22 protein-coding genes and 1 pseudogene are annotated in these 22,351 nt (G+C 40.3%); 8 read left to right on the top strand and 15 right to left on the bottom strand.

What is annotated here, in order from left to right; translation table 11 throughout:
• Positions 1–132: 132 nt before the first annotated feature.
• From OK025_RS05620 to OK025_RS05680, 13 genes and pseudogenes are all read right to left on the bottom strand, one after another.
• Positions 133–591, bottom strand: a complete 459-nt coding sequence (locus OK025_RS05620; protein WP_046674796.1) for a single-stranded DNA-binding protein — start codon at positions 589–591, stop codon at positions 133–135.
• 19 nt (positions 592–610) lie between these two features.
• On the bottom strand, positions 611–1,660 hold the full coding sequence (gene mutY, locus OK025_RS05625; protein ID WP_317668626.1) for an A/G-specific adenine glycosylase: 1,050 nt from the start codon (positions 1,658–1,660) through the stop codon (positions 611–613).
• Positions 1,661–1,702: 42 nt separating this feature from the next.
• Positions 1,703–2,185, bottom strand: coding sequence for an urease accessory protein UreE (locus OK025_RS05630; RefSeq protein ID WP_317668627.1), 483 nt, complete (start codon positions 2,183–2,185; stop codon positions 1,703–1,705).
• Complete coding sequence (locus OK025_RS05635; protein WP_317668628.1) at positions 2,178–3,116, bottom strand: urease accessory protein UreD; 939 nt, start codon at positions 3,114–3,116, stop codon at positions 2,178–2,180. The genes OK025_RS05630 and OK025_RS05635 overlap by 8 nt, the downstream gene beginning before the upstream one ends.
• Positions 3,117–3,128: 12 nt before the next feature.
• Entirely contained in the window at positions 3,129–3,749 is a 621-nt protein-coding gene (gene ureG / locus OK025_RS05640; RefSeq protein ID WP_317668629.1) for an urease accessory protein UreG, read from the bottom strand.
• Between the two features lie 17 nt (positions 3,750–3,766).
• Positions 3,767–4,471 (bottom strand): urease accessory protein UreF, encoded by a 705-nt coding sequence (locus tag OK025_RS05645; protein ID WP_317668630.1) that lies wholly within the window; start codon positions 4,469–4,471, stop codon positions 3,767–3,769.
• Between the two features lie 66 nt (positions 4,472–4,537).
• Entirely contained in the window at positions 4,538–5,050 is a 513-nt protein-coding gene (locus OK025_RS05650; protein ID WP_317668631.1) for an urease accessory protein UreE, read from the bottom strand.
• Between the two features lie 10 nt (positions 5,051–5,060).
• Positions 5,061–6,911, bottom strand: a complete 1,851-nt coding sequence (gene ureC / locus OK025_RS05655) for an urease subunit alpha (RefSeq protein ID WP_317668632.1) — start codon at positions 6,909–6,911, stop codon at positions 5,061–5,063.
• A 77-nt stretch (positions 6,912–6,988) separates the two neighbouring features.
• A pseudogene (gene ureB, locus OK025_RS05660) lies at positions 6,989–7,285 on the bottom strand (urease subunit beta); the annotation flags it as partial.
• A 15-nt stretch (positions 7,286–7,300) separates the two neighbouring features.
• Positions 7,301–7,603, bottom strand: a complete 303-nt coding sequence (gene ureA / locus OK025_RS05665) for an urease subunit gamma (RefSeq protein ID WP_317668633.1) — start codon at positions 7,601–7,603, stop codon at positions 7,301–7,303.
• 37 nt (positions 7,604–7,640) lie between these two features.
• Positions 7,641–8,831, bottom strand: coding sequence for a porin (locus tag OK025_RS05670; RefSeq protein ID WP_317668634.1), 1,191 nt, complete (start codon positions 8,829–8,831; stop codon positions 7,641–7,643).
• 158 nt (positions 8,832–8,989) lie between these two features.
• Positions 8,990–10,372, bottom strand: coding sequence for a HAMP domain-containing sensor histidine kinase (locus OK025_RS05675; RefSeq protein WP_317668635.1), 1,383 nt, complete (start codon positions 10,370–10,372; stop codon positions 8,990–8,992).
• The gene (locus tag OK025_RS05680; RefSeq protein WP_317668636.1) at positions 10,362–11,042 is read right to left on the bottom strand and encodes a response regulator transcription factor; all 681 of its coding nucleotides are present in this window, start codon (positions 11,040–11,042) and stop codon (positions 10,362–10,364) included. The genes OK025_RS05675 and OK025_RS05680 overlap by 11 nt, the downstream gene beginning before the upstream one ends.
• 246 nt (positions 11,043–11,288) lie before the next feature.
• Between OK025_RS05680 and OK025_RS05685 the strand changes: the two genes are divergently transcribed.
• The 6 genes from OK025_RS05685 (at position 11,289) to OK025_RS05710 (ending at position 16,490) form a co-directional block, all read left to right on the top strand.
• Entirely contained in the window at positions 11,289–12,692 is a 1,404-nt protein-coding gene (locus OK025_RS05685; protein WP_317668637.1) for a WG repeat-containing protein, read from the top strand.
• Positions 12,682–13,122, top strand: a complete 441-nt coding sequence (locus OK025_RS05690; protein WP_317668638.1) for a hypothetical protein — start codon at positions 12,682–12,684, stop codon at positions 13,120–13,122. Before OK025_RS05685 ends, OK025_RS05690 begins: the two co-directional genes overlap by 11 nt.
• Positions 13,123–13,205: 83 nt before the next feature.
• Entirely contained in the window at positions 13,206–13,766 is a 561-nt protein-coding gene (locus OK025_RS05695) for a YeeE/YedE family protein (protein WP_317668639.1), read from the top strand.
• Complete coding sequence (locus OK025_RS05700; protein ID WP_317668640.1) at positions 13,767–14,180, top strand: DUF6691 family protein; 414 nt, start codon at positions 13,767–13,769, stop codon at positions 14,178–14,180. It begins immediately after the preceding gene.
• An 85-nt stretch (positions 14,181–14,265) separates the two neighbouring features.
• Positions 14,266–15,081, top strand: coding sequence for a sulfite exporter TauE/SafE family protein (locus tag OK025_RS05705; protein WP_317668641.1), 816 nt, complete (start codon positions 14,266–14,268; stop codon positions 15,079–15,081).
• 11 nt (positions 15,082–15,092) lie between these two features.
• Positions 15,093–16,490 carry an MBL fold metallo-hydrolase gene (locus OK025_RS05710; protein WP_317668642.1) on the top strand — a complete coding sequence of 466 codons (1,398 nt, stop codon included), beginning with the start codon at positions 15,093–15,095 and terminating at the stop codon, positions 16,488–16,490.
• Positions 16,491–16,615: 125 nt separating this feature from the next.
• Here the strand turns inward: OK025_RS05710 and OK025_RS05715 are convergent, their stop codons facing one another.
• Positions 16,616–17,473 (bottom strand): hypothetical protein, encoded by an 858-nt coding sequence (locus OK025_RS05715; protein ID WP_317668643.1) that lies wholly within the window; start codon positions 17,471–17,473, stop codon positions 16,616–16,618.
• A 160-nt stretch (positions 17,474–17,633) separates the two neighbouring features.
• Here OK025_RS05715 and OK025_RS05720 point away from each other — a divergent pair, with 160 nt between their 5' ends.
• Complete coding sequence (locus OK025_RS05720; RefSeq protein ID WP_317668644.1) at positions 17,634–19,511, top strand: M1 family metallopeptidase; 1,878 nt, start codon at positions 17,634–17,636, stop codon at positions 19,509–19,511.
• 102 nt (positions 19,512–19,613) lie between these two features.
• Here the strand turns inward: OK025_RS05720 and OK025_RS05725 are convergent, their stop codons facing one another.
• The gene (locus OK025_RS05725) at positions 19,614–20,735 is read right to left on the bottom strand and encodes a glycoside hydrolase family protein (protein WP_317668645.1); all 1,122 of its coding nucleotides are present in this window, start codon (positions 20,733–20,735) and stop codon (positions 19,614–19,616) included.
• 376 nt (positions 20,736–21,111) lie between these two features.
• Between OK025_RS05725 and hemW the strand changes: the two genes are divergently transcribed.
• Positions 21,112–22,239 carry a radical SAM family heme chaperone HemW gene (gene hemW, locus OK025_RS05730; RefSeq protein WP_317669760.1) on the top strand — a complete coding sequence of 376 codons (1,128 nt, stop codon included), beginning with the start codon at positions 21,112–21,114 and terminating at the stop codon, positions 22,237–22,239.
• Positions 22,240–22,351: the final 112 nt, after the last annotated feature.

The raw sequence follows: 22,351 nt of genomic DNA on the forward strand, positions 1-22,351 counted from the left end.
TGTGCATTAAGCGATAATGGCAGCAAAAAATGTACAATAAACAAAAAGAGCAAACTCATTTGTCTGCTCTTCGTTATATCATCGATTTGACTATCAAAGTAAAGTTTTTACATCATTAGAACTTTCTTCTAATTAAAATGGTAATGGATTGTCCTCCTGGTCATTTTCAGTGAAATCAACTTCCACCTCTTTATCTTCGACCTTTTGCGCCTGCGTATTCGCTGTATTACCAGCGCTTACTCCTGCGTTTGGTTCGAAATCTGATTTACGACCCAAAAGTGTAAAAGTTTCGGCAACAACCTCCGTCGCATATCGCCTAATACCTTCCTTATCCTCATACGTACGTGTTCTCAGTCGACCTTCAATATAAACTAACTTCCCCTTTGTTAGATATTTTACAGCCACGTCAGCTAGACCTCGCCACATAACAATATTGTGCCATTCGGTTTGTTCTACTCTTTTTCCGTCTTTGTTATACGTTTCTGATGTTGCCAATGGAAAACTGGCAACAGAGACATTGCCTTCTAAATAGCGAATTTCGGGATCTTTTCCAAGGTGTCCCACTAAAATGACTTTGTTAACTCCTGACATAATTTAAAAGCATAAATGGTTAAAAATTTGACCTTTCCAAAAAAGTAAAGATCAACTTGTGTTTAGCTAATTTATCCAAATCTTTTAGAATTACATAATCCCAATTGGATTTTTTTTGAATTAAATCGCCTTTTAACCGCACTTCAAAGAATGTGGCATAGATATTCTGATGGCTTAAAATATGTTTTGTCTGCTTCTGCAAGATATTCAGATGAGTACCATGCCCAAAGTATGACACAAACCAATCATCTTCAAGAATTTCTGGAATATCCATCGTATGATTCGACTCCAACAGTGGAAATTCGTATAAATTTTGCCAAACATCGCCCTCACCTCGCTTAGACATAAGAATCTTATCGTTATCGCGCAGAATAAAATAATTGAAATATCTATCTTTGCTTGCCTTTCCTTTAAGCTTGACAGGCAATTGATCCACCTCATCCCGTGTTAAGGCATAACAAGAAAGTCGGAACATACATTGCTCGCACAAAGGTTGCTTCGGCTTGCAATGGATTGCTCCAAAATCCATGATAGCCTGATTGTAAAGGGCTGGGTGATTCTGATCTAAATTTTCTTTGGCCAAAGCCGTAAAAATCTTCTTTCCTTCAGTAGAATTTATCGGAGTTTCTATCCCATAATATCGCGCAAGCACCCGAAAAACATTGCCGTCCAAAACAGCCTGAGCTTCATTATTAGCGAAAGAAGATATCGCTGCTGCCGTATATTCCCCTATTCCCGGAAGACTTAATAAAGTCTTATAATCTACAGGAAAAACACCATTATATTGATCTCGGACAATTCGAGCGGCTTTATGCATATTCCTACCCCTCGAATAATACCCCAACCCCTGCCAGAGGTGAAGAATATCATCTTCGTCGGCATTCGCAAAGTCTACAACGGTATTAAATCGTTCGACAAAACGCAAGTAGTATGGCAAACCCTGCTCTACACGTGTCTGTTGTAAAATAATCTCCGAAAGCCATATTTTATACGCATCTTTTGTTTCTCTCCATGGTAAATCTCGCTTATGTAGTTGATACCATGCCTGCAGTTCCTCACCAAATATCATAGCAACAAAAATGCATAATTTTTCCCTATTCCGAGCATCGCGTCATCCTAGGATGGGACGAAGAATAGATGTAATCTGCTCATCCGGTTCTAAAACGGTATTCTCTAACGCGATCGAGCCATTGTATTTTTCTTTTAATGCCTGATAAAGTCGTCCATCATAAGAAACAGCAAGTCGCCCATCCGCTTTCAGGTAAACAGGTAAATGCCGATTTCCGACATCAAAACAGAACTCTCCCACTACCGACAGACTCTGACTATCCAACAGCACACACAGGCAGGGTAAAATATTCACCTGTATAAATAAATCCCCCTCATGATAAATACATTGACCTGAATGCAATGCTGTACTATCATCACGCTGGATTCGCACAGTATTACCCTTTCTTGTTTTTCGCTGAATAACACGCTTATTCACCTCATAATAGGAGAGATCCAGAATATCCGAATCGCGTCCCAACTTAACATTGTCGAAGCTTGGTATAAAATCAATCCATATTTCACTGGAAGAATCTCTTCTAAGCATAGTTCAACTCCTCCTCTTCCTTGACTCTAGCCATTTTTCTTCTCCTTTTACGACTAGTTATTTTATCTGTAACAGCCGTAGCTTCTTCTTGGTCTTTCTCTACCGACGCTATTTGCCCCGCTTGTGGACCATCTTTTCCTTCTGAAAGCTTGTGCAGGGTAAAATCCCAGCACAATTGCCCCAACATGTGTAAAAAGTCATACAGCAGTTCTCCATCTGTTCCCAGTGCCCGCAAAACAACGACATCCGTGGATGCTTGAGTGAAACCATAAGAAATATCGCTGTATTCAACGGTTAAGATTTCATCGAGCTCCTGTTTGAGTTCCTTTGCAAATAGAGAAGAGAATAAGAAAGTCGCCTGATGGGTATAACCTTCAAAAAACAGCATTTTCTGAATAGGCTGGTTTTTGGGGTTCATCAGTTGATTGTCTATAAAAGACAGCTTACCGTCCCTAAAAATCTTCGTCTGTGTATGTAACCTATCAAATTCAAAAGCTTCTTTCATGTGGATCCTTCCTGCACTGATGATATCGCCCCATATTAAAACCGCATCTTCAGCTAAATGAATGTGGTTCGTTGCTTTGAAAATAGAATCCTTAAACGGTGTAACAGGATGTGGAATATAATGAATGATCCCTCCTAGCCCCACACGCACATCAGTATGTTGTTTAGCACCAGTTTTCATGGGGTGCAGCTTATTGAAAGACTGCGTAAAAAGTTTCAGTTGTGCGTCTTCTTTTACATGCACATCAATATGTAGGTAATCCGAATCCATGATACCCGGCGACGCACTCATAATAATCATCTCGAGATGATCCGTTAGCCCTGCCGCACCATAATGGGTCAGTTTATACGGTGCGTTGTGATAACTTTCCTTCAACCTGCTTCTACCCTCTTCTTTGGCTACGTTTAATACGATTTTACTATCCATATACGATAAATTTTAACCAACAGGCTCCAACAAAGCATACTTTTTGATCCACGCCTTTACGTCTTCCAGCCCCTCCAAAGACATTAAATTAGTAAAAATAAATGGCCGTTCTCCACGCATACGAATGGTGTCCTGACGCATGACTTCCAGGTCGGCATGTACATACGGCGCAAGGTCAATCTTATTGATTAACAGTAAATCTGAACGTGTAATACCCGGACCACCTTTTCGAGGCATTTTCTCCCCTTCGGCAACATCGAGTACAAAGATGGTCAAATCAGCCAAATCTGGACTGAAAGTTGCCGTCAGATTGTCCCCACCACTCTCAACAAAAATCAGTTCAACGTCTTCAAAACGATTGGCCAATTCTTCCACAGCTTCAATATTCATCGACGCATCTTCACGAATAGCGGTATGTGGGCAACCTCCTGTTTCAACACCTATAATCCGTTCAGCTGGTAATGCCGAATTCTGTTGCAGATACATCGCATCCTCACGTGTATAAATATCGTTTGTGACTACACATATACTATAATCTGCAGACATTGAACGTGTCAGACGCTCAATAAGTGCTGTCTTACCAGATCCCACCGGACCCGCAACACCAATTTTCACATAATTTCTTTTGGACATCTATTTTTTCCTCCTTTTTACGAAATGTAAATTCGTGTATATAATTTCTCATGCTGCATGCACCGAATATCTTGGGCAATACAACAGTTTCCAATCAGATCATCATCTAACGCTGGCTGTAGTGCCACCAATTTATTAATTAAGGGTTGCAGCTTAAACAGGATCTGCTGCGCATCCATCTGGCTAATAGGGACCAATTTTGCACAGTTTGTCATAATCCCATTCAATGAATTGTAATAAAAGGCACTCAAAGCGTCTGTGTAGCTAATTCCCTGTGCATGGGCAAACATGGCAAATGCCATCGCATAGTGGCCATGAAGCTCCTGCGCATTAATCGCTTTCAGATATGCCGAACAACGTTTGACGGGCTTTAGCTTTTCCGTCAATTTCAGGAAACGTATTCCCAATTTTTTACTCGCATCCCGAATCTCATAAGGAGCCTTAAATGCTGAAATCAAAGCGTCCAATTCAGCGATTTTCTTCTTTGTCGCTCTCGATTCACAAAGTTGCCAAGCCTTATGAAAAAAAGCAGCATCGTTGTAATAGAAACTATGCTCCAATAGCGTTTGCGCATATTCCTTTGCAGTCTTGGAATCATGTACAATCTCCTTATTGATATAAGTTTCCAGTCCATAGGAATGTGTAAACCCTCCAATTGGGAATACAGAGTCATTGATCTGCATCAATGTCAACAATGGATTCATAAGCAAATTATTATTCATTTAGTTTTTCTTAGGGTATGCAGGCATCCATCACATATATTTTATAAACCCGTAAGCCCAATCCGTCTACTGCGATGCTGTTTTCCTTAGAACCCCTGCCAATGCAATTTTATTTTGGACCACCGCATACTGATGAATCCGTAAGGTATGTGTACGTTCGATAACCCGCGACTCTTTAGTAGGCCTGAATCCCGCACGCTCCAATGTTTCCCATAGCGGGTTTTCATAAGCAGCAATAATTTCATTTGCTGGATTAATAAACACTGGAATATGCTTATTACCAATCTCCAGGCATATGCGTGCCATATCCAGTCTATTTTTCGGACGCACAACAAGGCAAGGACAGGGTAATATTCGGACAACAATACGCACAGCCTCTGTTTCGAACAAAATATCTCCATCAAACAAAGACTCTTTCCTTAAATTTTTAAATCCAATTTCTCGACCTTGGACTGTAAAGCCGCGTATCACACGTTTTTCGGTATCAAACCATTCGAGCTCCAAAAAGTCAAGTACTACAGCTTCTTTGTCCGTACCATCGGCCCAAATATTTCCCTTAATGTCTCTTGCTAACAACATAACTACCTAATTAGAACAAAAAGTAACGTTGTGCCATTGGAAGTTCTTTCAACGGCTCACAGGTCGCCAATACACCATCTACTGTAACCTCATAGGTCTCTGGATTCACTACGATATTTGGTGTAGCATGATTGTGTACCATATCTTTCTTCATCACGGTACGGCACCCTTCTACCGGCAGGCACTTACGCGATAAGTTCAATTTTTGAATATTTCCGTTTTCTAAAGACACTTTAGAAACGAAATTAAAGCACAATTTTGATACTGCTTTGCCATAATTTCCAAACATTGGCCTATAAATGATTGGTTGTGGTGTCGGAATTGACGCATTGGCATCCCCCATTTTAGCGCCCAAAATCATACCGCCTTTGATGATCAACTCGGGTTTTACACCAAATAATTCTGGTTTCCAAAGGATCAAATCTGCATACTTTCCTTTTTCAATCGAACCAATATATTGGTCAATACCATGCGCTTTAGCAGGGTTGATTGTAAATTTAGACACGTAACGTTTGACACGGAAGTTATCATTTTCTTTGCCTTGATCTTCAGCTAAAGGGCCGCGTTGGATTTTCATCTTATGGGCCGTTTGGAATGTACGGGAAATGACCTCTCCCACACGCCCCATCGCTTGGCTATCGGAACTCATAATGGAGAATACGCCCATATCCTGTAAAATATCTTCGGCAGCGATTGTCTGTGGACGGATACGTGAATCAGCAAATGCCACGTCTTCTTTTACATTTTTATCCAAGTGATGGCAGACCATCAACATGTCTAAGTGTTCTTCAGCAGTATTTACCGTAAAAGGTTTTGTTGGGTTGGTAGATGCAGGGAGGATATTAGGGTACATCGCAATCTTTATAATATCCGGCGCATGCCCACCACCTGCACCTTCCGTGTGAAAGGTATGGATGACACGACCATCAATTGCTGCAACTGTATCTTCAAGGAAACCAGCTTCGTTAAGTGTATCTGTATGAATAGCAACCTGTACATCGTATTTATCAGCAACTTTCAATGCCGCATCAATAGTAGCAGGAGTTGCCCCCCAATCCTCATGGATTTTCACGCCCAATGCACCCGCTTCAATCTGCTCTTCGATTGGTTTTGTGGTGGAAACGTTGCCTTTTCCAAAAAAACCAACATTGATCGGAAGATTTTCAAAAGCTTCAAACATACGCTCGATATACCACTTTCCTGAGGTCACTGTCGTTGCCAGTGTTCCATCTGCTGGTCCCGCACCGCCACCAATAAAAGTAGTTACACCAGAATATAGCGCTGTTTCAATCTGTTGCGGCGAGATAAAGTGAATGTGCGTATCAATACCTCCTGCCGTCAGGATATAGCCTGCACCACCGTGCACCTCTGTAGAAGCACCAATCACCATACCTTGGGTTACTCCATCCTGCACATCTGGGTTTCCAGCTTTACCAATACCGACAATTTTACCGTCCTTAATACCAATATCGCCTTTTACAATACCCCAGTGGTCAATGATAATGACGTTGGTAATACAGAAGTCCAACACATCTTCATCGCGCAGTGCACGGGCAGACTGGCCCATACCATCGCGGATAGTTTTCCCACCGCCAAATTTATTCTCCTCACCGTAAACATTGAAATCTTTCTCAATCTCGATAAACAGTTCCGTATCGGCCAAACGCACTTTATCGCCTGTAGTGGGACCAAAAAGAGCCGCATATTTTTCTCGGGGAATATAAAGTTCTCCATCAATATATTTCACTGAAGATTTATCTAAACCTAGTTTATCTAAACCAAGCGCATGTAGACCAACCGTAGTACCCAAAGTAGTGAGCCCTACAACTTTAATCCATTCGCGTCTATTCCATCCTCCCATATTTATTTAGATTGTCTGAATTTCAATTTTTTCATTTTATCAATGGCTTTGGTCTTCACCGATTGATCTGTATACTTCCCATTTGTCAATCCATTAAAACCGTGGATTTCCTTACTTCCGCCAAATTCAACCAGAACAACTGATTTTTGCTCGCCTGGTTCAAAACGAACAGCGGTGCTGGCTGGAATATTCAAGCGCATCCCAAACGCTTTCTCCCTGTCGAAGGAAAGCAACTTGTTCGCTTCAAAGAAATGATAGTGTGAACCTACCTGAATCGGTCGATCACCTTCATTTTTTACAACAATGCTTGTGGTACGATGTCCCACATTAGCTTTGATTTCTTCTTTTTTTAAAATGTATTCTCCTGGAATCATGTCTTCTAAGATTTATTAACGAATAGGATCATGGACAGTCACCAATTTGGTACCATCTGGAAAGGTAACTTCGATTTGAACATCATGGATCATTTCGGGAACCCCTTCCATGACCTGGCTTCTTTTCAATAAGGTCGTACCATAGGACATTAAATCAGCTACGGATCTCCCGTCCCGGGCTTCCTCCATAATCTGGGCACTGATGTAAGCGATGCACTCCGGGTAATTCAACTTTACCCCACGTTTCAATCGCTTGGCAGCCAATTCGCCGGCCAAATGCAGCATCAGCTTTTCTGTTTCTCTCGGTGTTAAACGCATAAAAAATAAGTATGTATTATTTTGTTAAAGGAATTTATTATAAGACTGGAATGGTAAAATATGCTCCGAAAGCAAGACGGTTGTATTGACTCTTGGCCATATCCATATAGCTCTTATAATTGACCGTATTGCCAACATACCCCAAATAGAACCGAAGATCCTGATTATGGAATGGCTTATGTTGCAAAGTCGCAAAGTACGTCCAGTTTTGACGAAAATTCTTACCCAACTGATCGTCATCGCGCGATCCAGCGATCTCGTACCCACCTTTTAAGGCTATTTCCCACTTTTTACTCAAAAATTGATCATAACGCAGTATGGCAGAACTATAGTTAACGTCTTTTGCTAACACTCGGTTCTCACCGGTTCTACCATAAAATTCATTGATTGCAGAAGATGCAATCAGCGCATGATCAACTGCGAAATAAGAATATTGCAAATCCAGGTACAGCATCTGTTTGGCCGTTTTGAATTTGTTCGCTAACGAAACGGCATGATTGGTATGCCCCTTCGCAAACTGTGAGACATTGTAGGACCACTTGGTATTGATTCTTTTTTCCATAAATGCTCCGACCCAAGTGAAATAACCTCCCATGGGCACAGCTGATCGTTCCAGATCACCAACAGCAAAACCATTTTTTGTATGAAGATCCATAAAACTATCATTGGTCGTATTGTACACTTGCGCATGTAACGAATGATTTGGATTCACTTCATACGACAACATCCCACCTACAACAAAGAGGTTTAAGACGCGGTCGACATAGTCTGTGAACTTATATTCGTAAATAGGATTATTTTCAAACTCATAACTTCCCACCATCGCACTTTGCTTACCTGCTGTGATGGACCACTTCAAATCTTTTCCAAACTTATACTTGATTAATGCCATGTCCAAGGCTCTGGATCCATTATCTTGACTCGTTGGAGCAAATGACCTATTCAAACGAAAACGCACTTTATACGACAGCCTATCATTGTATTCCCCGCTCATCAAAATACGGGCGTCATCAAGGTTTGCTTTTGCTTGAGACTCCCCCTCCCCATTGTCCGTTTGCAGACCTGCTCTTAACAGGACATCCAATTGAAATGATTTTGCTCGCGCGGGTTCTTTCAGTAACAAGCTGCTTCTTTGCGCCTGAACAGAGTCCGTTTGGATCTGCTCCTGCGCATGCAATGATGCTATACTAATCCCCAGTGTTGTAAAAAGTGAAAGTGTTTTTTTCATCCTTATGTTTTATTCCTATATGGTATGGAAGCAATCCCAAGATTTTCAAAACATCATTCGTTGCGAAAAATCAAGAAAGATTCCTGAGATATACCGATCTCTGGTACAAGTATATCACAGCCACCTAAAAATGGAATAAGGATGAGATTAAAATGAAATTAGAAAGGAGTTTTTGGGATGGTCACAACAACCAGAGTACCCTGACCTTCGGTAGAGCTGAGCACTAACTCAGCGCCATGCAGGTCAAAGATATTCTTGGCCAAAACAAGCCCCAAGCCGTTTCCATAGATATCACCGACATTGGATGCCCGGTAAAAGGAGGTAAAAATATGTGGTTGGTCTTTTTTGGGTATGCCTATACCCTGATCAAATACTTTAATCGTAATATTTTTGCTATCGCTGCTAATTGCGACACCAACCTGTTGCCCCCGGCCATATTTAAATGCATTGGAAATAATATTGCTAAAGGCAATAAAAAACAGATCAGGATTGGCAGAAACAGTGAGTTCATCGCTGTCCTCGGGAATCTCCGTTAGATCAAAAGAAAGCTTCAGTTCTTTATGGATATTCTTTTCAGCGTTATAAATTTCATAGAGCAACTCGTCAATTCGAATAATTTCCTTATTATCCACCTCGCCCTTAAAACCCATACGGGAAAGCTGTAGCAGATTATTGATGATCAACTCCATCTTATCCGCATATTTCGCGATGATCTCCAGGGAATAATAGGCTTCATGTTCTTTTGACAAGAGCTGTTGTGCCAATTCGGCTTCCCCACCAATAATCGTAAGCGGAGTTTTCAGGGAGTGGGAAGCATTTCCAATAAAGCTTTGTTGAGACTGAACCGAAATATCCAATCGGCTAAGCATTGAATTTAAGTTCGCAATCAAGACACCCAATTCATCTTTGCTATTGCTAAATTTACTAAAAAGGCGATGGTCTAAATGTGCGATATCAACTTTATCCAAATCATTATTGATATCCTTAATCGGTTTCAATAATCGATCTGCAAAGTAAAAAGACATCAGGACAATCAGAAAAATTGCCAAAATGCCTCCTGTGATAAGCGTACGATCCAACTGACGCTGTTCATCATGACCGTAGTCGTCTATACCCTCCGATACAACAATCAGATTTTCATGATGGAGGTGATCCTGAAAAAAAACGGCTACAAATGCCGTCTTCCCATGCATATATCTGCCTTTCCCATTACGAATCACCTCTGTATAAAATGTTTTCGGCATAGGAAGTTCAGGACGGAACTGAACGCTATCACTCCCTTTGGCAATCCGAATAAGGTGATCTGTTCCTTCAGATAATTGTTTCAGGTATTTACGTTTAACCTGAATATAAAGTGCTCTATTTTCCTCTTTCTGATGCACAATGTGGTCGCCAACGATCACCGCATTCTCTTCTAGCCGATGAAAAAATTTGGTCTGTAGACTGTCGTACGTGAAATAAGACACATAAATGGCAAAAACAACAAGCAACAGGGTGCTGATGATAGAAAATAGGAGAACTATTTTGGTCCTAATTTTCATGACGGATGACATAGCCCATACCGATCACCGTATGGATAAGTTTACGTGAAAATTGTTTATCGATCTTTTTGCGCAAGTAATTTACATACACATCAACAACATTGGTACTTAAGTCAACATCCATACCCCATACTTCTTCCAAGATATCGATCCGGCTCAATACCTTATTTCGGTTGAGCATTAAAAATTCAAGTAAACGAAATTCCGTTGCGGTAAGAATAATAGGCGAATTGGCTCGCTGGACGGATTTGCTGTCTCTATCCAATTGAAGATCGTCAAATACCAATATATTTTTCTGCTCGGTAACAGTTTTAGATTTCCGGCTATAACGATTGATCCGCGCCTTTAGTTCTTCCAAACGAAAAGGTTTGGTTAGGTAATCATCCGCATCCCTATCAAATGCTTCCACAATATCCTCCGTCTGATTCAATGCCGTAAGGATAATAATCGGAACCTCATTATTGGACATTCGGATATTTTTACAAACATCCAGACCATTCATTCCAGGCAACATCACATCCAATAAAATAAGGTCATAGTGATTCAGTCCAGCCATTTTTAGACCAGTATAACCATCCATTGCGATGCTTATATGATAACCCTCATCTTTTAAGCCCCTTTCGATCAGCGATATGACGGATGGTTCATCCTCTATAAGTAACAGTTCCACAGCTATCCTTTTTAATCAGTAAAAAATTCGAGGTTTGTAAAATACAAAATTAATATTTCACCTTTCCTTTAAACACACTATATAAGATTTATTTTCACCACTTCTTGACGATTATCTGATATTCGTGATCAAAACAAATCAAAATACCCTCAAAAATGTCTCTTTTTGAAAGAATCTCATCAAATAACGAAAGATTATTTCAAAAACCAGTCTAATTTCAATATTTTTGTATTTCAAAATCACACGATGAAGCAATTTTTCCTTTGTTTAACCTTAACGTTAATGCTGTTTGTCAACCAAGCTGACGCGCAACAAAAATTGTATAAGATTTTTTACCAATTTGCTGACCCTGAAACCGGAACTGATACCGCCGCTTCCGAATTTATAAAAATATTGGCCGGAAATAAAGAGACATTAATGCACGCTTTTATTAGCAAAGACCAGATGCGGATTGAAAATTTGCTTTTCGGCAAATCGATACAGATTAGCAATATCTCCGAAGGTAGTTCTTTTCTGCTGAATGAAATAAATAAAACCTACACCCCAACAGAACTGGCCACCGGCAAACTCATTGAGACTGGCACAAATGAAGGCGATAATTATGCCTATTCGGGGGATTTTGAGATCAGTTTAGTTCCTAATCAGAAGAAAATAATTGCCGGAATTACCTGCGAAAAAGCAACATTCAATCTAACAGGTAGCCACGATCCACAAACGGAAATTACCGTTTGGTATGCACCCAACTTACCAAAGTTATACTGGGGCACTTACGATTATCTCGAAAAAGTGCCGGGGGCAGCGCTCTATATCGGGTCGGCCGGGCTCGGAATTCAAGCGACCAAGGTAGAAGAATTAACATTCGACAAATCACTCTTTGAAATTCCAGCGGATTATGAAGAAGGAGAACCTATTGAGGAAGCTGTAGATTCCACGCTAAACGACCATCTATCTTGGTATCAAGATTCCAATACAGCATATTTTGGTGTACAGGACAATTTAGGAAACAAATTAACACCAGCAAAGTATACGGCAATATATAGCTATGTAGGAGACTATGCCATCGTAAATGATGCAGCACAAATGTTTGGCTTAATAGACATACACGGTAAAGAAGTTATTCCTTGTCAATATGAATCGCTCAGTTTAGAAACCGAAGGTGGTCCAGTGGTTTACATGAGCGATCTTAAGTATGGACTGTTGGATACAAACGGTAAAATATTGCTGCAGGCCAAATATGACTTTATTTCAGTTCCTAGCCCAGAATATGCACTTTTTACGGAAGGAGAACATACGGGTATCATGGATCAAAAAGGCGCTGTTTTACTTCCTGCCAAATATGAAACCATTTCGGATTATCGCGATAACCTCGCGTTAATTCTAGTCAACCAATCCTACCAGCTTATTAATAAAACGGGGCATAATCAACTTAAAACCGATTATGAGTTCCTATCGTTTGCGGGTGAAAGACTTCTACTGGCATTTAATGACAATAAATATGGGTACATTGATTACACCGGAAAAGTCATTGTTCCATTTAAATTACAAAATGCCCAAGCTTTTGAAAACGGGCTAGCGCTTGTAACGGAGGATCTAGAGAATTTTTACTATATTGACGCAAAAGGGAAGTTTATCAAGAAATATGAAGAGTAATCCACAGACATTCCACTTGTCGACATTGCATCGTGGAAAATACATGTTAATCTTGCTGATTTCAATCTTTTTGATCGGTATGGGAATGTCTAAAGTTCCCATACAGGAAATTCTCAAGATTATTATTGCTCTTTTAATGATTCCTTTAGCACTGTATCTGGCCATAAAGTCTTCGACTTTGTCATCGACTTGGGTCTTGGATGAGGATACACTTCAGATAAGCAACGCTAAAAAAACAATCGTTTTCCCTTTGCATAATATTTCTCATATCAGGAATCTCAAACGTTCTGGCGGCAACCTGATCATTATCAACCAAAACAAAGGGCCAGCCTTCCGTACCTGGCGCAACAAATTATTTCAAAAGGAAGATGATCTTCCCCTGCTAACGGAAGCCCTAAAGGACGCTGACATCGAATATTACGACCTATAAATTCTTTATTCCTTCGGTAACATTTGTTACAGGCTTTTGCAAAGGCAGTATGTACCTTTGTAACATCACTTAAGAACAATGTTATGCTATTGGAATACATCAAACAACCATGGCCCTGGTATATTTCAGGACCTTTAATTGCACTGGTCATGTACCTGCTGCTCAAACAGGGAAAGGATTTTGGCATGTCCAATAATCTGCGCACCATGTGTACTGTATTGGGGGCCGGAAAAACTTCCTCTTTTTTCAGATTCGACTGGAAGACCCAGTCATGGAATTTATTGGTAGTACTCGGGACAGCTATTGGCGGTTTTATTGCACATCATTTTCTGAGCGACGGCACTGCAAGCCAGATTAATTCCAAAAGTGTTGCCGACTTAAAAGAGCTGGGTATTATCGACCATCTACAAGGCTACCTTCCTGAATCCATTTTCATTTTCGACGGATCTTTGTTTCAGTTTCTACTTTTAAGTATTGGCGGTCTATTGATTGGGTTTGGAACCCGCTATGCTGGTGGATGTTCATCTGGCCATGCTATTTCTGGACTTAGCAATTTTCAGCTTCCTTCTTTGATCGCCGTTATAGGTTTCTTCCTAGGTGGGATCATCATGGTTCATTTTTTATTCCCGCTAATTTTCGCATAAATGAAAGCACTAAAATTTATTTTCATCGGTATATTGTTTGGAATCATCTTATACAAATCAGAAGCCGCATCATGGTATAGAATCTACGAAATGTTTCAATTTCGTTCCTTTCATATGTATGGGATTATCGGTACAGCACTGACCACAGCAATTATAATCGTACAAATCATCAAGAGAAAACAAATCAAAGATAGTAACGGGATGCAAATAGCAATCCATGATAAAGACAAAAGTATTACACGATACCTACTCGGGGGAACAATCTTTGGCTTAGGCTGGGCATTGACAGGCGCTTGTCCGGGACCAATGTTTGCCCTAATCGGTGTCGGTTATTGGACTATAGGAATCGTCTTGCTTTTTGCTCTGTTGGGTACTTGGCTTTATGGAGTCTTGCGCAATAAGTTGCCGCACTAGTTTTAACAAACTACTTTAGACCAAATTACCTCATATACGCGCAATCTGAGGCCTGTACCACTAGTTAAAATTTTAGAAAGAGAAAATGGAATTAATATTTATAGCTGGTTTTATATTAGCTGTTCTGGTCGGCCTGTCAATGGGTTTGATGGGTAGCGGCGGAAGTATTCTAACATTGCCAATATTTGTTTATATTTTTCATATAGAACCTCAATATGCATTGGACTATTCGTTGTTTTCTATTGGAATATTAGCCTTGGTCGGATCAATTTCTCCGTTGAAAAAAAGAGAAATTGACCTGAAAACTACGGCCATTTTTCTCTTTCCATCGCTAATTTCGGTCTATTTGACCAAGCGTTATCTCCTTGTAGCCATACCAGAGTCATTCCACCTTGGCGAGATAGCGATCTCCAGAAACCATATCATCATGCTCCTTTTCTCGATTGTGATTCTGATTTCTGCGACAGCAATGGTACGAAGACGTAAACAGGTTCAGCACAATCGATTCAGAGGTGGAATTGGTCAGATTTTCAACGTTGTCCTCGTCGGACTGCTCGTCGGTATCATGACTGGCCTGATCGGTGCAGGAGGAGGCTTTATCATTGTACCGGCCCTCGTATTACTCTTAGGAATTCCACTTAAGCAGGCCATTGCCACCTCGTTGTTTATCATCGGGTTAAACGCCTCATTCGGTTTGATCGCGAATTATCAGTTCCTGGAACATATGAATTGGTTTATATTGGTTACCTTTACGTTAATCACTTTAATAGGCCTCCAAATTGGTTCCAAATGGAAAGACAAATTAGATGCGGCAAAATTGAAAGGTATTTTTGGGTACTTTTTAATTAGTATCGGCATCCTAATATTTGCTTTCGAATTCATTCAATTTGTAAATTATTAAAATCACACGTTATGTTTTTTCAACACATTTTTGAGTCATCTTTAGCACATTCGAGTTATATCATTGGTTGTCAAGCCAAGGGTGTAGCGCTAGTCATTGACCCTAAAAGAGATGTAGACAGCTATCTTGAGATTGCACAAAAGAATAATCTGACCATAACCCATATTGCGGAAACGCATATACATGCCGACTACCTTTCAGGTACGCTAGAATTAGCCGCATTGACAGGCGCCCAACCTTATCTATCTGATGAAGGTGGAAAAGATTGGCAATATGAATTTCCACATATTGGATTAAAACATGGAGATCAATTTCAAGTTGGAAATCTGATTTTCCAAGTTATCCATACCCCCGGACATACGCCCGAGAGTATCAGTTTTATATTGATTGATACGCCTGCAACCATGGAGCCAGTCATGATATTTACAGGTGATTTTGTATTTGTTGGAGATATCGGACGCCCAGATCTGTTAGAAAATGCAGCCGGAATGATCGGAACCAAGGAAATTGGAGCCCACCAAATGTACCGATCGTTGCAACATTTCTTGGCTCTACCTGATCATATTCAAGTATGGCCCGCACATGGGGCCGGATCCGCGTGTGGAAAGGCGCTAGGCGCCGTTCCGAGTTCAACAGTTGGTTATGAAAAAATACGAAACTGGGCGCTTCAATACCAAAACAACGAAACAGCCTTTGTGGAAGAGCTATTATCAGGACAGCCCGAACCGCCACGCTATTTTGCCATGATGAAAAAACTCAACAAAATAGCACGGCCTTTGCAAACAGCAGTTCCTCAGTACAACAAGTTAACGAACGAAACTTTTCTGGATTTATACCACAAAGGAACAACTATCATTGATACACGCCATAAGTTTGAGTTTGCCAAAGGATATCTCCCCAATAGCATCAATATTCAGAACAACAAAACGTTTAATACCTGGGCTGGTTGGATACTTAATTACATGGATCCTTTTATACTCATTGTAGAGGAAAGCCAATTGGACGACATTGCCCGCAAGCTTATGCGCATTGGATTGGATCATGTTGCTGGATATGTTACGCCTGATACGATTCCTCATTTGGGGATTCCATTGGAACATCAGCAACTCATCGGTTTCGAGGAGATGAATAGTGTATTGGGCAAATCCGATATCCAAATACTTGATGTGCGCAATGCCAGTGAGTTTGAAGAGGGGCATTTACCGCATGCGACTCATATCTTTGTCGGTACAATTGCAGACAATCTTAACCAAATTGACCGAAGCAAACAGCTGTACCTGCACTGTCAGTCCGGAGACCGCGCAACCATAGCAGCATCCATATTGGCGAAAAACGGTATTAAGGACGTCAAAATTTATAGTCCTTCCATCAATGAATGGAAATTAAAGGGCGGAACTTTGGTACAATAACCTATATAAAAAGATCCCAGGATAAATATTCCTGGGATCTTTTTTTAAAGCACCAAACGATACGGTCGAATTTGAGCTGCCAATGCATACAATAAGGAGCAACTTAACTCGGCAGTATGTTTAGTTTATAGACTATTTCTATTGATCCGCAAGAATTCGATAACCTCGTCCTTCTTCTCTTCCAACTTGCCTTTCTTTTCCGTAAATTGGTGATTATAGATGGTCAGGTACTGATGGTCGTCCGTTTCAGATTCATATACTTCGGCAGTGGCAAAAGAGAAATGCTCTTCTTCATCCGAAAGATGGTCATACACATAGGCAAAATCATGATTACCCAAGGAGCTTACTACAGCATCTTTATCCGCCACGAATTTTAACCTTCCGGGTAATGTCCGTTTATTCATCCATGTTTCGTCTTTTTCAGAAAAAGGGTAAATAGTAATACCCCGGAATGCCATAATAATTGGGGTAATCAGAATAATACCCATTTCAATGGCCCACACGGCCCACAACATACCGCCCGAAACCGGACTCTTTTTCAAGGTGAAAGTGCCGACTTCATTTAAACCCTGCATCGCTTCCCAAATAAATGAAGGGTGTAAGAAAAATGCTTTGAACCCCTCCAGATTAAAAGACGATTTTACCCAGGTATCTCCACCCATTGTCCCCTCCGCATTGTACATCAGCGACACAAAAAGAGCCCACTGGGCATAAAAACCTAAAATTGCAATCAGCAAAGTAATCAATATTGCAATGCCCTTATTTCTTAATTTCCATCGTTTGAAACAAAAATTAAGAACATAGAATATTCCAGCACCAAATCCCAATGTAATAAATACATTAAAATAAATAATAGGAATAAACCACTGCAAAGCGATGTAAACAATTGCCAGGACAACGGCACCCACTGTACCTAGCACAAGAGAGCCAATTAATGCCAAAGCAGGAGCCTTTCCCGAGGGCTTATAATATAGATTTTCCATAAAAACAGTAAAATTGATTTTTAACTTAACAGATAAATCCCCTAACCAAAACCAAGCCAATTCTCCAAAGACCAGTCAATTTTCGTCAAGATTTGATGACATTAACTTCGTTACATTCGTTTAAGTGCCATTTATTGAGACAATTTTGTAAGTTTGGGGCATGAAAATCAAAATAATATCCTTTTTTACACTTGCATGTGTATTAAATATTTGGGGGGCAGTAGCGAAGGCCCAAAGAAAAGGATTCTGGCAACAGAAAGTTGACTACAACATGGATGTCAACGTGGATGAAAAAGCATATCAGTACGATGGAAAAATGACCTTGAAGTACAGCAATAATTCAGGGCAGTCACTAAAAAAGGTATATTTCCATTTATATTTTAATGCGTTTCAACCAGGATCGATGATGGATTACCGCTTAAAAAACATCAGTGATCCCGACAAGCGAATGGTCACTAACTTGGGTACAAAAGAAAAACCGGTATATCAAAGCCGTATCGGAGAGCTGAAAGCCAACCAAACTGGTTATCAAAAAATCAAAAGCTTAACAGTCAATGGTGCCAACACAACATTTAAAATTGATGGAACTATTTTGGAGGTAACTTTACCAGTTGCAATCCAAGATGGGGAAACAGCACGTTTTGATATGGAATGGACCGCACAAGTTCCGGAACAAATCAGAAGAACTGGCCGAAATTCGGCCGAAGGTGTAGCACTATCTATGGCACAATGGTATCCGAAGATGGCTCAATTCGATGAATTCGGCTGGCATTTGGATGAATATACGGGCCGTGAGTTTATTGCCCCTTTTGGCAACTTTGACGTTACCATACACCTCAATAAAAATTATGTCGTTGGTGCCTCAGGTGTTCTTCAAAATCCATCAGATGTTAAAGGCTATCAACCAAAAGCAAAAGTAAAAGCCGTCGACAATAAAGCAACCTGGCACTATAAGGCCCAAAATATCCACGATTTTGTGTGGGCTGCAGACCCCAAATTTGTCGTGGATTCCGCCTCAAGTAAAAATGGCATAAGAGTGTATACCGTGTTCTTGCCAACGGACAAAGAAGTGATCTCGAATTGGAAAACAGCAATAGGACTTTCTACCGAATTCTTTGACTTCTGTAGTGCGAAGTTTGGTAAATATCCATGGCCAACTTATACCATCATTCAAGGTGGAGATGGCGGAATGGAATATGGTACAGCTACGCTTATCACAGGTGGCCGCAATCTAAAAAGCCTTGTCGGTGTAATATTCCATGAATCGGCACACTCTTGGTACCAACAATTGTTTGGGATCAACGAAACCGTAGATGAATGGTTTGATGAGGGCTTCACATCCTATGTCGAAGAGCTGGCTATGCAGCATATCTTTGAAAAAAGAGGTGCCATAGCATCTAACCCACAAATTGCAGCCTACCGTGGATATTACAAATTGGCCCTTTCAGGTAAAGAGGAACCAATGAGTTTACTGGCAGATTATTATAACACCAACTATGGCTACAGCAACGAAGCATACAACAAAGGTGCCGTGCTTGCAGAACAATTGGGTTATATTATTGGTCAGGAAAATTTAGAAAAAACCTTCTTGAAATTCTATGATATCTGGAAGTTTAAACATCCGACACCAAATGATTTCAAACGCGTGGCTGAAGATGTTTCCGGTATCAACTTGAAATGGTATTTCAACCTATTTATCAATACGACACGTCAAATCGATTACGCCATTGAAAAAGTAACAGATACAGAAATCCTATTGGCCAATAAGTCCAATTTTGCCATGCCACTGGATATTCTGGTAGAATACACCGACGGAAGCAAAGAATTATTTTATATCCCTTTGCGTGAAATGCGTGGAGAAAAACCGGAAGAGCATTTTGACATTTACAAAGGTGTCAAAAGAACCGTGCTTGAGGATTGGTTCTGGACCAAACCCGACTATACTATCCATGTGTCGAAAACACCAAAAACGGTAACAATTGATCCTTCATTGCGATTAGCGGATGTAGAATCGGCAAACAACAGTTTTAGTAAGTAACTACATATATTTCCCATTATCCGAACAGATGGGAAAATCAAGGCAGCTTCCAAACCAAATATATACGACGCGGTTTGGAAGCTGTTTTTTTAATTCCATGGATTATATACCCTTAAGCGGAATAACCATATTCCATGTACGTTCAAATTGATAGGGCTCTGAACCATCTCCCGTAGCAGCAAACAAATGAGTAGGCTTCCCATTTTCAAATAGTAAAAACGGTCGTTCAAAATTGGCCTGATGACTCGTCGTGCCATCATCCCATTGAATTGTTTTAGAATAAGCTTTTACAGACTTCGAAAGATGCCAATCTATGCCATCTTTGGAATAAGCATGTATTCCGCCACCCTCTTCACCGCAGATCTTTCCGTAACGGTCCTTCATAATAAGTTCAAACTGCTGACCGTTATACCAGACAAATGGATCTTCTACATCATTTTCATGGTTTTGGTCCGTATGAAATGAAAAAATAGGCTTGTCCGATAAACGGCGATAAGGTCCGAGGAAAGAATCCGCTTGTGCGGCTCCCAATAAAAGAGGTGGATTATAATTTACCGGAGAAGATTTATAAACTAAATAAACCTTTCCGTTCGGTAAGACAACTGGCGAAGGATTTGATGTAATGGAGGCATCCCATTCCCCTTTTCGGGGATTCAAAATCGGTTGATCAACTCTTTTCCATGGCCCTGCAATTGACTTGGAATAGGCCATCCCAATACGTTTATGCATCCAGGCTTTCTGGCCTAAGCCCGACTCCCATACGTTTTCTGTAAAAGAGGGATTTGGTTCGTCATAGTTATTACCAAAGTAATAAAGCACATAATAGTCACCATTTTTTACAATTCGAGGATTGTGTGTCGTACAGCCATCAAAATATTGCTTCCCCCGAGCAGGCAGTACAACTTCAACAAATTCGTATGGCCCTTCAGCGGTATCTGAAATAGCCCTGACGACTTCGGAATTTGTCACCCAATTACCAAAGCCATATTGTTTGCTCCAACGCGAAGCAAACATATGATATCGTCCATCTTCTCCTTTTATGACCGATGGATCCCAAATCCAATAATCTTTCATCGCAAATCCTCCTCCTTTTGGCGCCGGTAATAACTTATCTATAAAGGAGTCTTCAAGACTGTCCCTCAAAGCATATCCATGGTTTGAAAATATGAAGAAGCCAGAAACACAGGCTACATTTTTCAGAAAGTCTCGACGAGAGGTTTTCATACGTTTTACATTTATTAGAAGAAAATAATTCGTTTTTTAATCTATTTGCTAGGCTCCCATGAAATAATTTACACGCGACTCGTACCGATAGCTTTTTTATTTTTTAGAAGGAAACTTTTGAATTTACTCCTCCTTCATCTGAAATTAGGTGTTATATTGGTGCTTTCTACCAACAAATATTGACAACAAGATAAAGAATAACTAGCTTGTTATCAATCTTCTTTTAGATAATTCTTCCATCCTATTGCACTTTCTTTTTAAATCACTTCGTGTGCGGGCGGAAGAGTCCGACGAATATTTCTGGATATATCGTCGAGAAAGAAGAAATAATACGAATAAGAAGCGAAGTTGGTCAGGTCTTGGTATATTTGTCCCCATGATTTATGTCCATATCCCTTTCTGTAAACAGGCTTGTCATTACTGTGACTTCCATTTTAGCACGTCACTACAATACAAAAGTGAGATGATCAATGCCATACGACGGGAAATCGAGCTCAGAGCAGCCTATTTGGAAGACAAAAAGGTCGAATCGATCTATTTTGGTGGAGGCACGCCATCCTTATTGGAAGCTGAAGAGATCGCACGGATCATCGATACGATAGCAATGCATTTTGACATCGTAAATCAGGCTGAAATTACGTTGGAAGCAAACCCCGACGATCTAAATGCAGCCAAAGTAAACAGTCTGCGGAATACAGCAATCAATCGATTCAGCATAGGCATACAGTCATTCTTTGAAGAGGATCTTAAATGGATGAACAGAGCACATAATCAGCAGGAAGCACTGGCTTCTATCATGCGGGTGCAAGATGCGGGCTTTGAAAATATTACCTGTGATCTTATTTATGGCTACCCACTGTTGACTGATGAGAAATGGCGCCACAATATGCAACAGCTGATTGACTTTGAAATTCCCCATATTTCTTCGTATTCCATGACCGTAGAAAATAAGACAGCATTGGATCACTTCATTAAAAAAGGCTTAAGTCCAGCTATAGATTCTGATCAGGCAGCGGATCAGATGAGTCTTCTTATCCATACATTGAAAGCCGCGGGATATGAACAATATGAAATTTCCAATTTTGCAAAAAATGGCCTTTATGCACGTCATAACACAAATTATTGGAAAGGCAAACATTATCTTGGTATAGGCCCTTCAGCACATTCGTTCAATGGAACTTCCAGAGCTTGGAATGTTTCCAACAACGCGAAATATATGACCTCAATCAATTCAAACCAACTTCCCCTAGAAATTGAGGAGCTTTCTACGCTGGACCAGATCAACGAAAGTATCATGACTTCGCTGAGAACCATGTGGGGACTGGATTTGATTGCGCTGGAAAGCAAATTCGGGCAATCTGTCAAAAACCGAGTCCTAAAGGATGCTGAACCATTTCTAGGAGAGAAAAATCTCGTTTTGGAAGAAAACAAATTACGCTTGACGGATCCCGGTAAATTAATGGCTGATCATATCATGTCTGAATTATTTATAATAGAGGATTAACAAATAAATCACTAATATTTTATTAAAATAATAATATTACAAGTATTTACATTCAAAAAATTACGAAAATAAAAATATAAATCTATTTTCTAGGCGGTTTGTACTATGTTTG

The sequence above is a fragment of the Sphingobacterium sp. UGAL515B_05 genome, from assembly GCF_033097525.1.
GTDB lineage: Bacteria > Bacteroidota > Bacteroidia > Sphingobacteriales > Sphingobacteriaceae > Sphingobacterium.

Coding starts and splice junctions, on each gene's coding strand:
- mutY (WP_317668626.1), bottom strand. CDS start 1,660: ATGATATTTGGTGAGGAACTGCAGGCATGGTATCAACTACATAAGCGA.
- OK025_RS05690 (WP_317668638.1), top strand. CDS start 12,682: ATGAAGAGTAATCCACAGACATTCCACTTGTCGACATTGCATCGTGGA.
- OK025_RS05720 (WP_317668644.1), top strand. CDS start 17,634: ATGAAAATCAAAATAATATCCTTTTTTACACTTGCATGTGTATTAAAT.
- OK025_RS05715 (WP_317668643.1), bottom strand. CDS start 17,473: ATGGAAAATCTATATTATAAGCCCTCGGGAAAGGCTCCTGCTTTGGCA.
- ureA (WP_317668633.1), bottom strand. CDS start 7,603: ATGCGTTTAACACCGAGAGAAACAGAAAAGCTGATGCTGCATTTGGCC.
- OK025_RS05635 (WP_317668628.1), bottom strand. CDS start 3,116: ATGGATAGTAAAATCGTATTAAACGTAGCCAAAGAAGAGGGTAGAAGC.
- OK025_RS05705 (WP_317668641.1), top strand. CDS start 14,266: ATGGAATTAATATTTATAGCTGGTTTTATATTAGCTGTTCTGGTCGGC.
- OK025_RS05695 (WP_317668639.1), top strand. CDS start 13,206: ATGCTATTGGAATACATCAAACAACCATGGCCCTGGTATATTTCAGGA.
- hemW (WP_317669760.1), top strand. CDS start 21,112: ATGATTTATGTCCATATCCCTTTCTGTAAACAGGCTTGTCATTACTGT.
- OK025_RS05700 (WP_317668640.1), top strand. CDS start 13,767: ATGAAAGCACTAAAATTTATTTTCATCGGTATATTGTTTGGAATCATC.
- ureC (WP_317668632.1), bottom strand. CDS start 6,911: ATGGGAGGATGGAATAGACGCGAATGGATTAAAGTTGTAGGGCTCACT.
- OK025_RS05685 (WP_317668637.1), top strand. CDS start 11,289: ATGAAGCAATTTTTCCTTTGTTTAACCTTAACGTTAATGCTGTTTGTC.
- OK025_RS05620 (WP_046674796.1), bottom strand. CDS start 591: ATGTCAGGAGTTAACAAAGTCATTTTAGTGGGACACCTTGGAAAAGAT.
- OK025_RS05650 (WP_317668631.1), bottom strand. CDS start 5,050: ATGTTGTTAGCAAGAGACATTAAGGGAAATATTTGGGCCGATGGTACG.
- OK025_RS05630 (WP_317668627.1), bottom strand. CDS start 2,185: ATGCTTAGAAGAGATTCTTCCAGTGAAATATGGATTGATTTTATACCA.
- OK025_RS05670 (WP_317668634.1), bottom strand. CDS start 8,831: ATGAAAAAAACACTTTCACTTTTTACAACACTGGGGATTAGTATAGCA.
- OK025_RS05725 (WP_317668645.1), bottom strand. CDS start 20,735: ATGAAAACCTCTCGTCGAGACTTTCTGAAAAATGTAGCCTGTGTTTCT.
- ureG (WP_317668629.1), bottom strand. CDS start 3,749: ATGTCCAAAAGAAATTATGTGAAAATTGGTGTTGCGGGTCCGGTGGGA.
- OK025_RS05645 (WP_317668630.1), bottom strand. CDS start 4,471: ATGAATAATAATTTGCTTATGAATCCATTGTTGACATTGATGCAGATC.
- OK025_RS05710 (WP_317668642.1), top strand. CDS start 15,093: ATGTTTTTTCAACACATTTTTGAGTCATCTTTAGCACATTCGAGTTAT.
- OK025_RS05675 (WP_317668635.1), bottom strand. CDS start 10,372: ATGAAAATTAGGACCAAAATAGTTCTCCTATTTTCTATCATCAGCACC.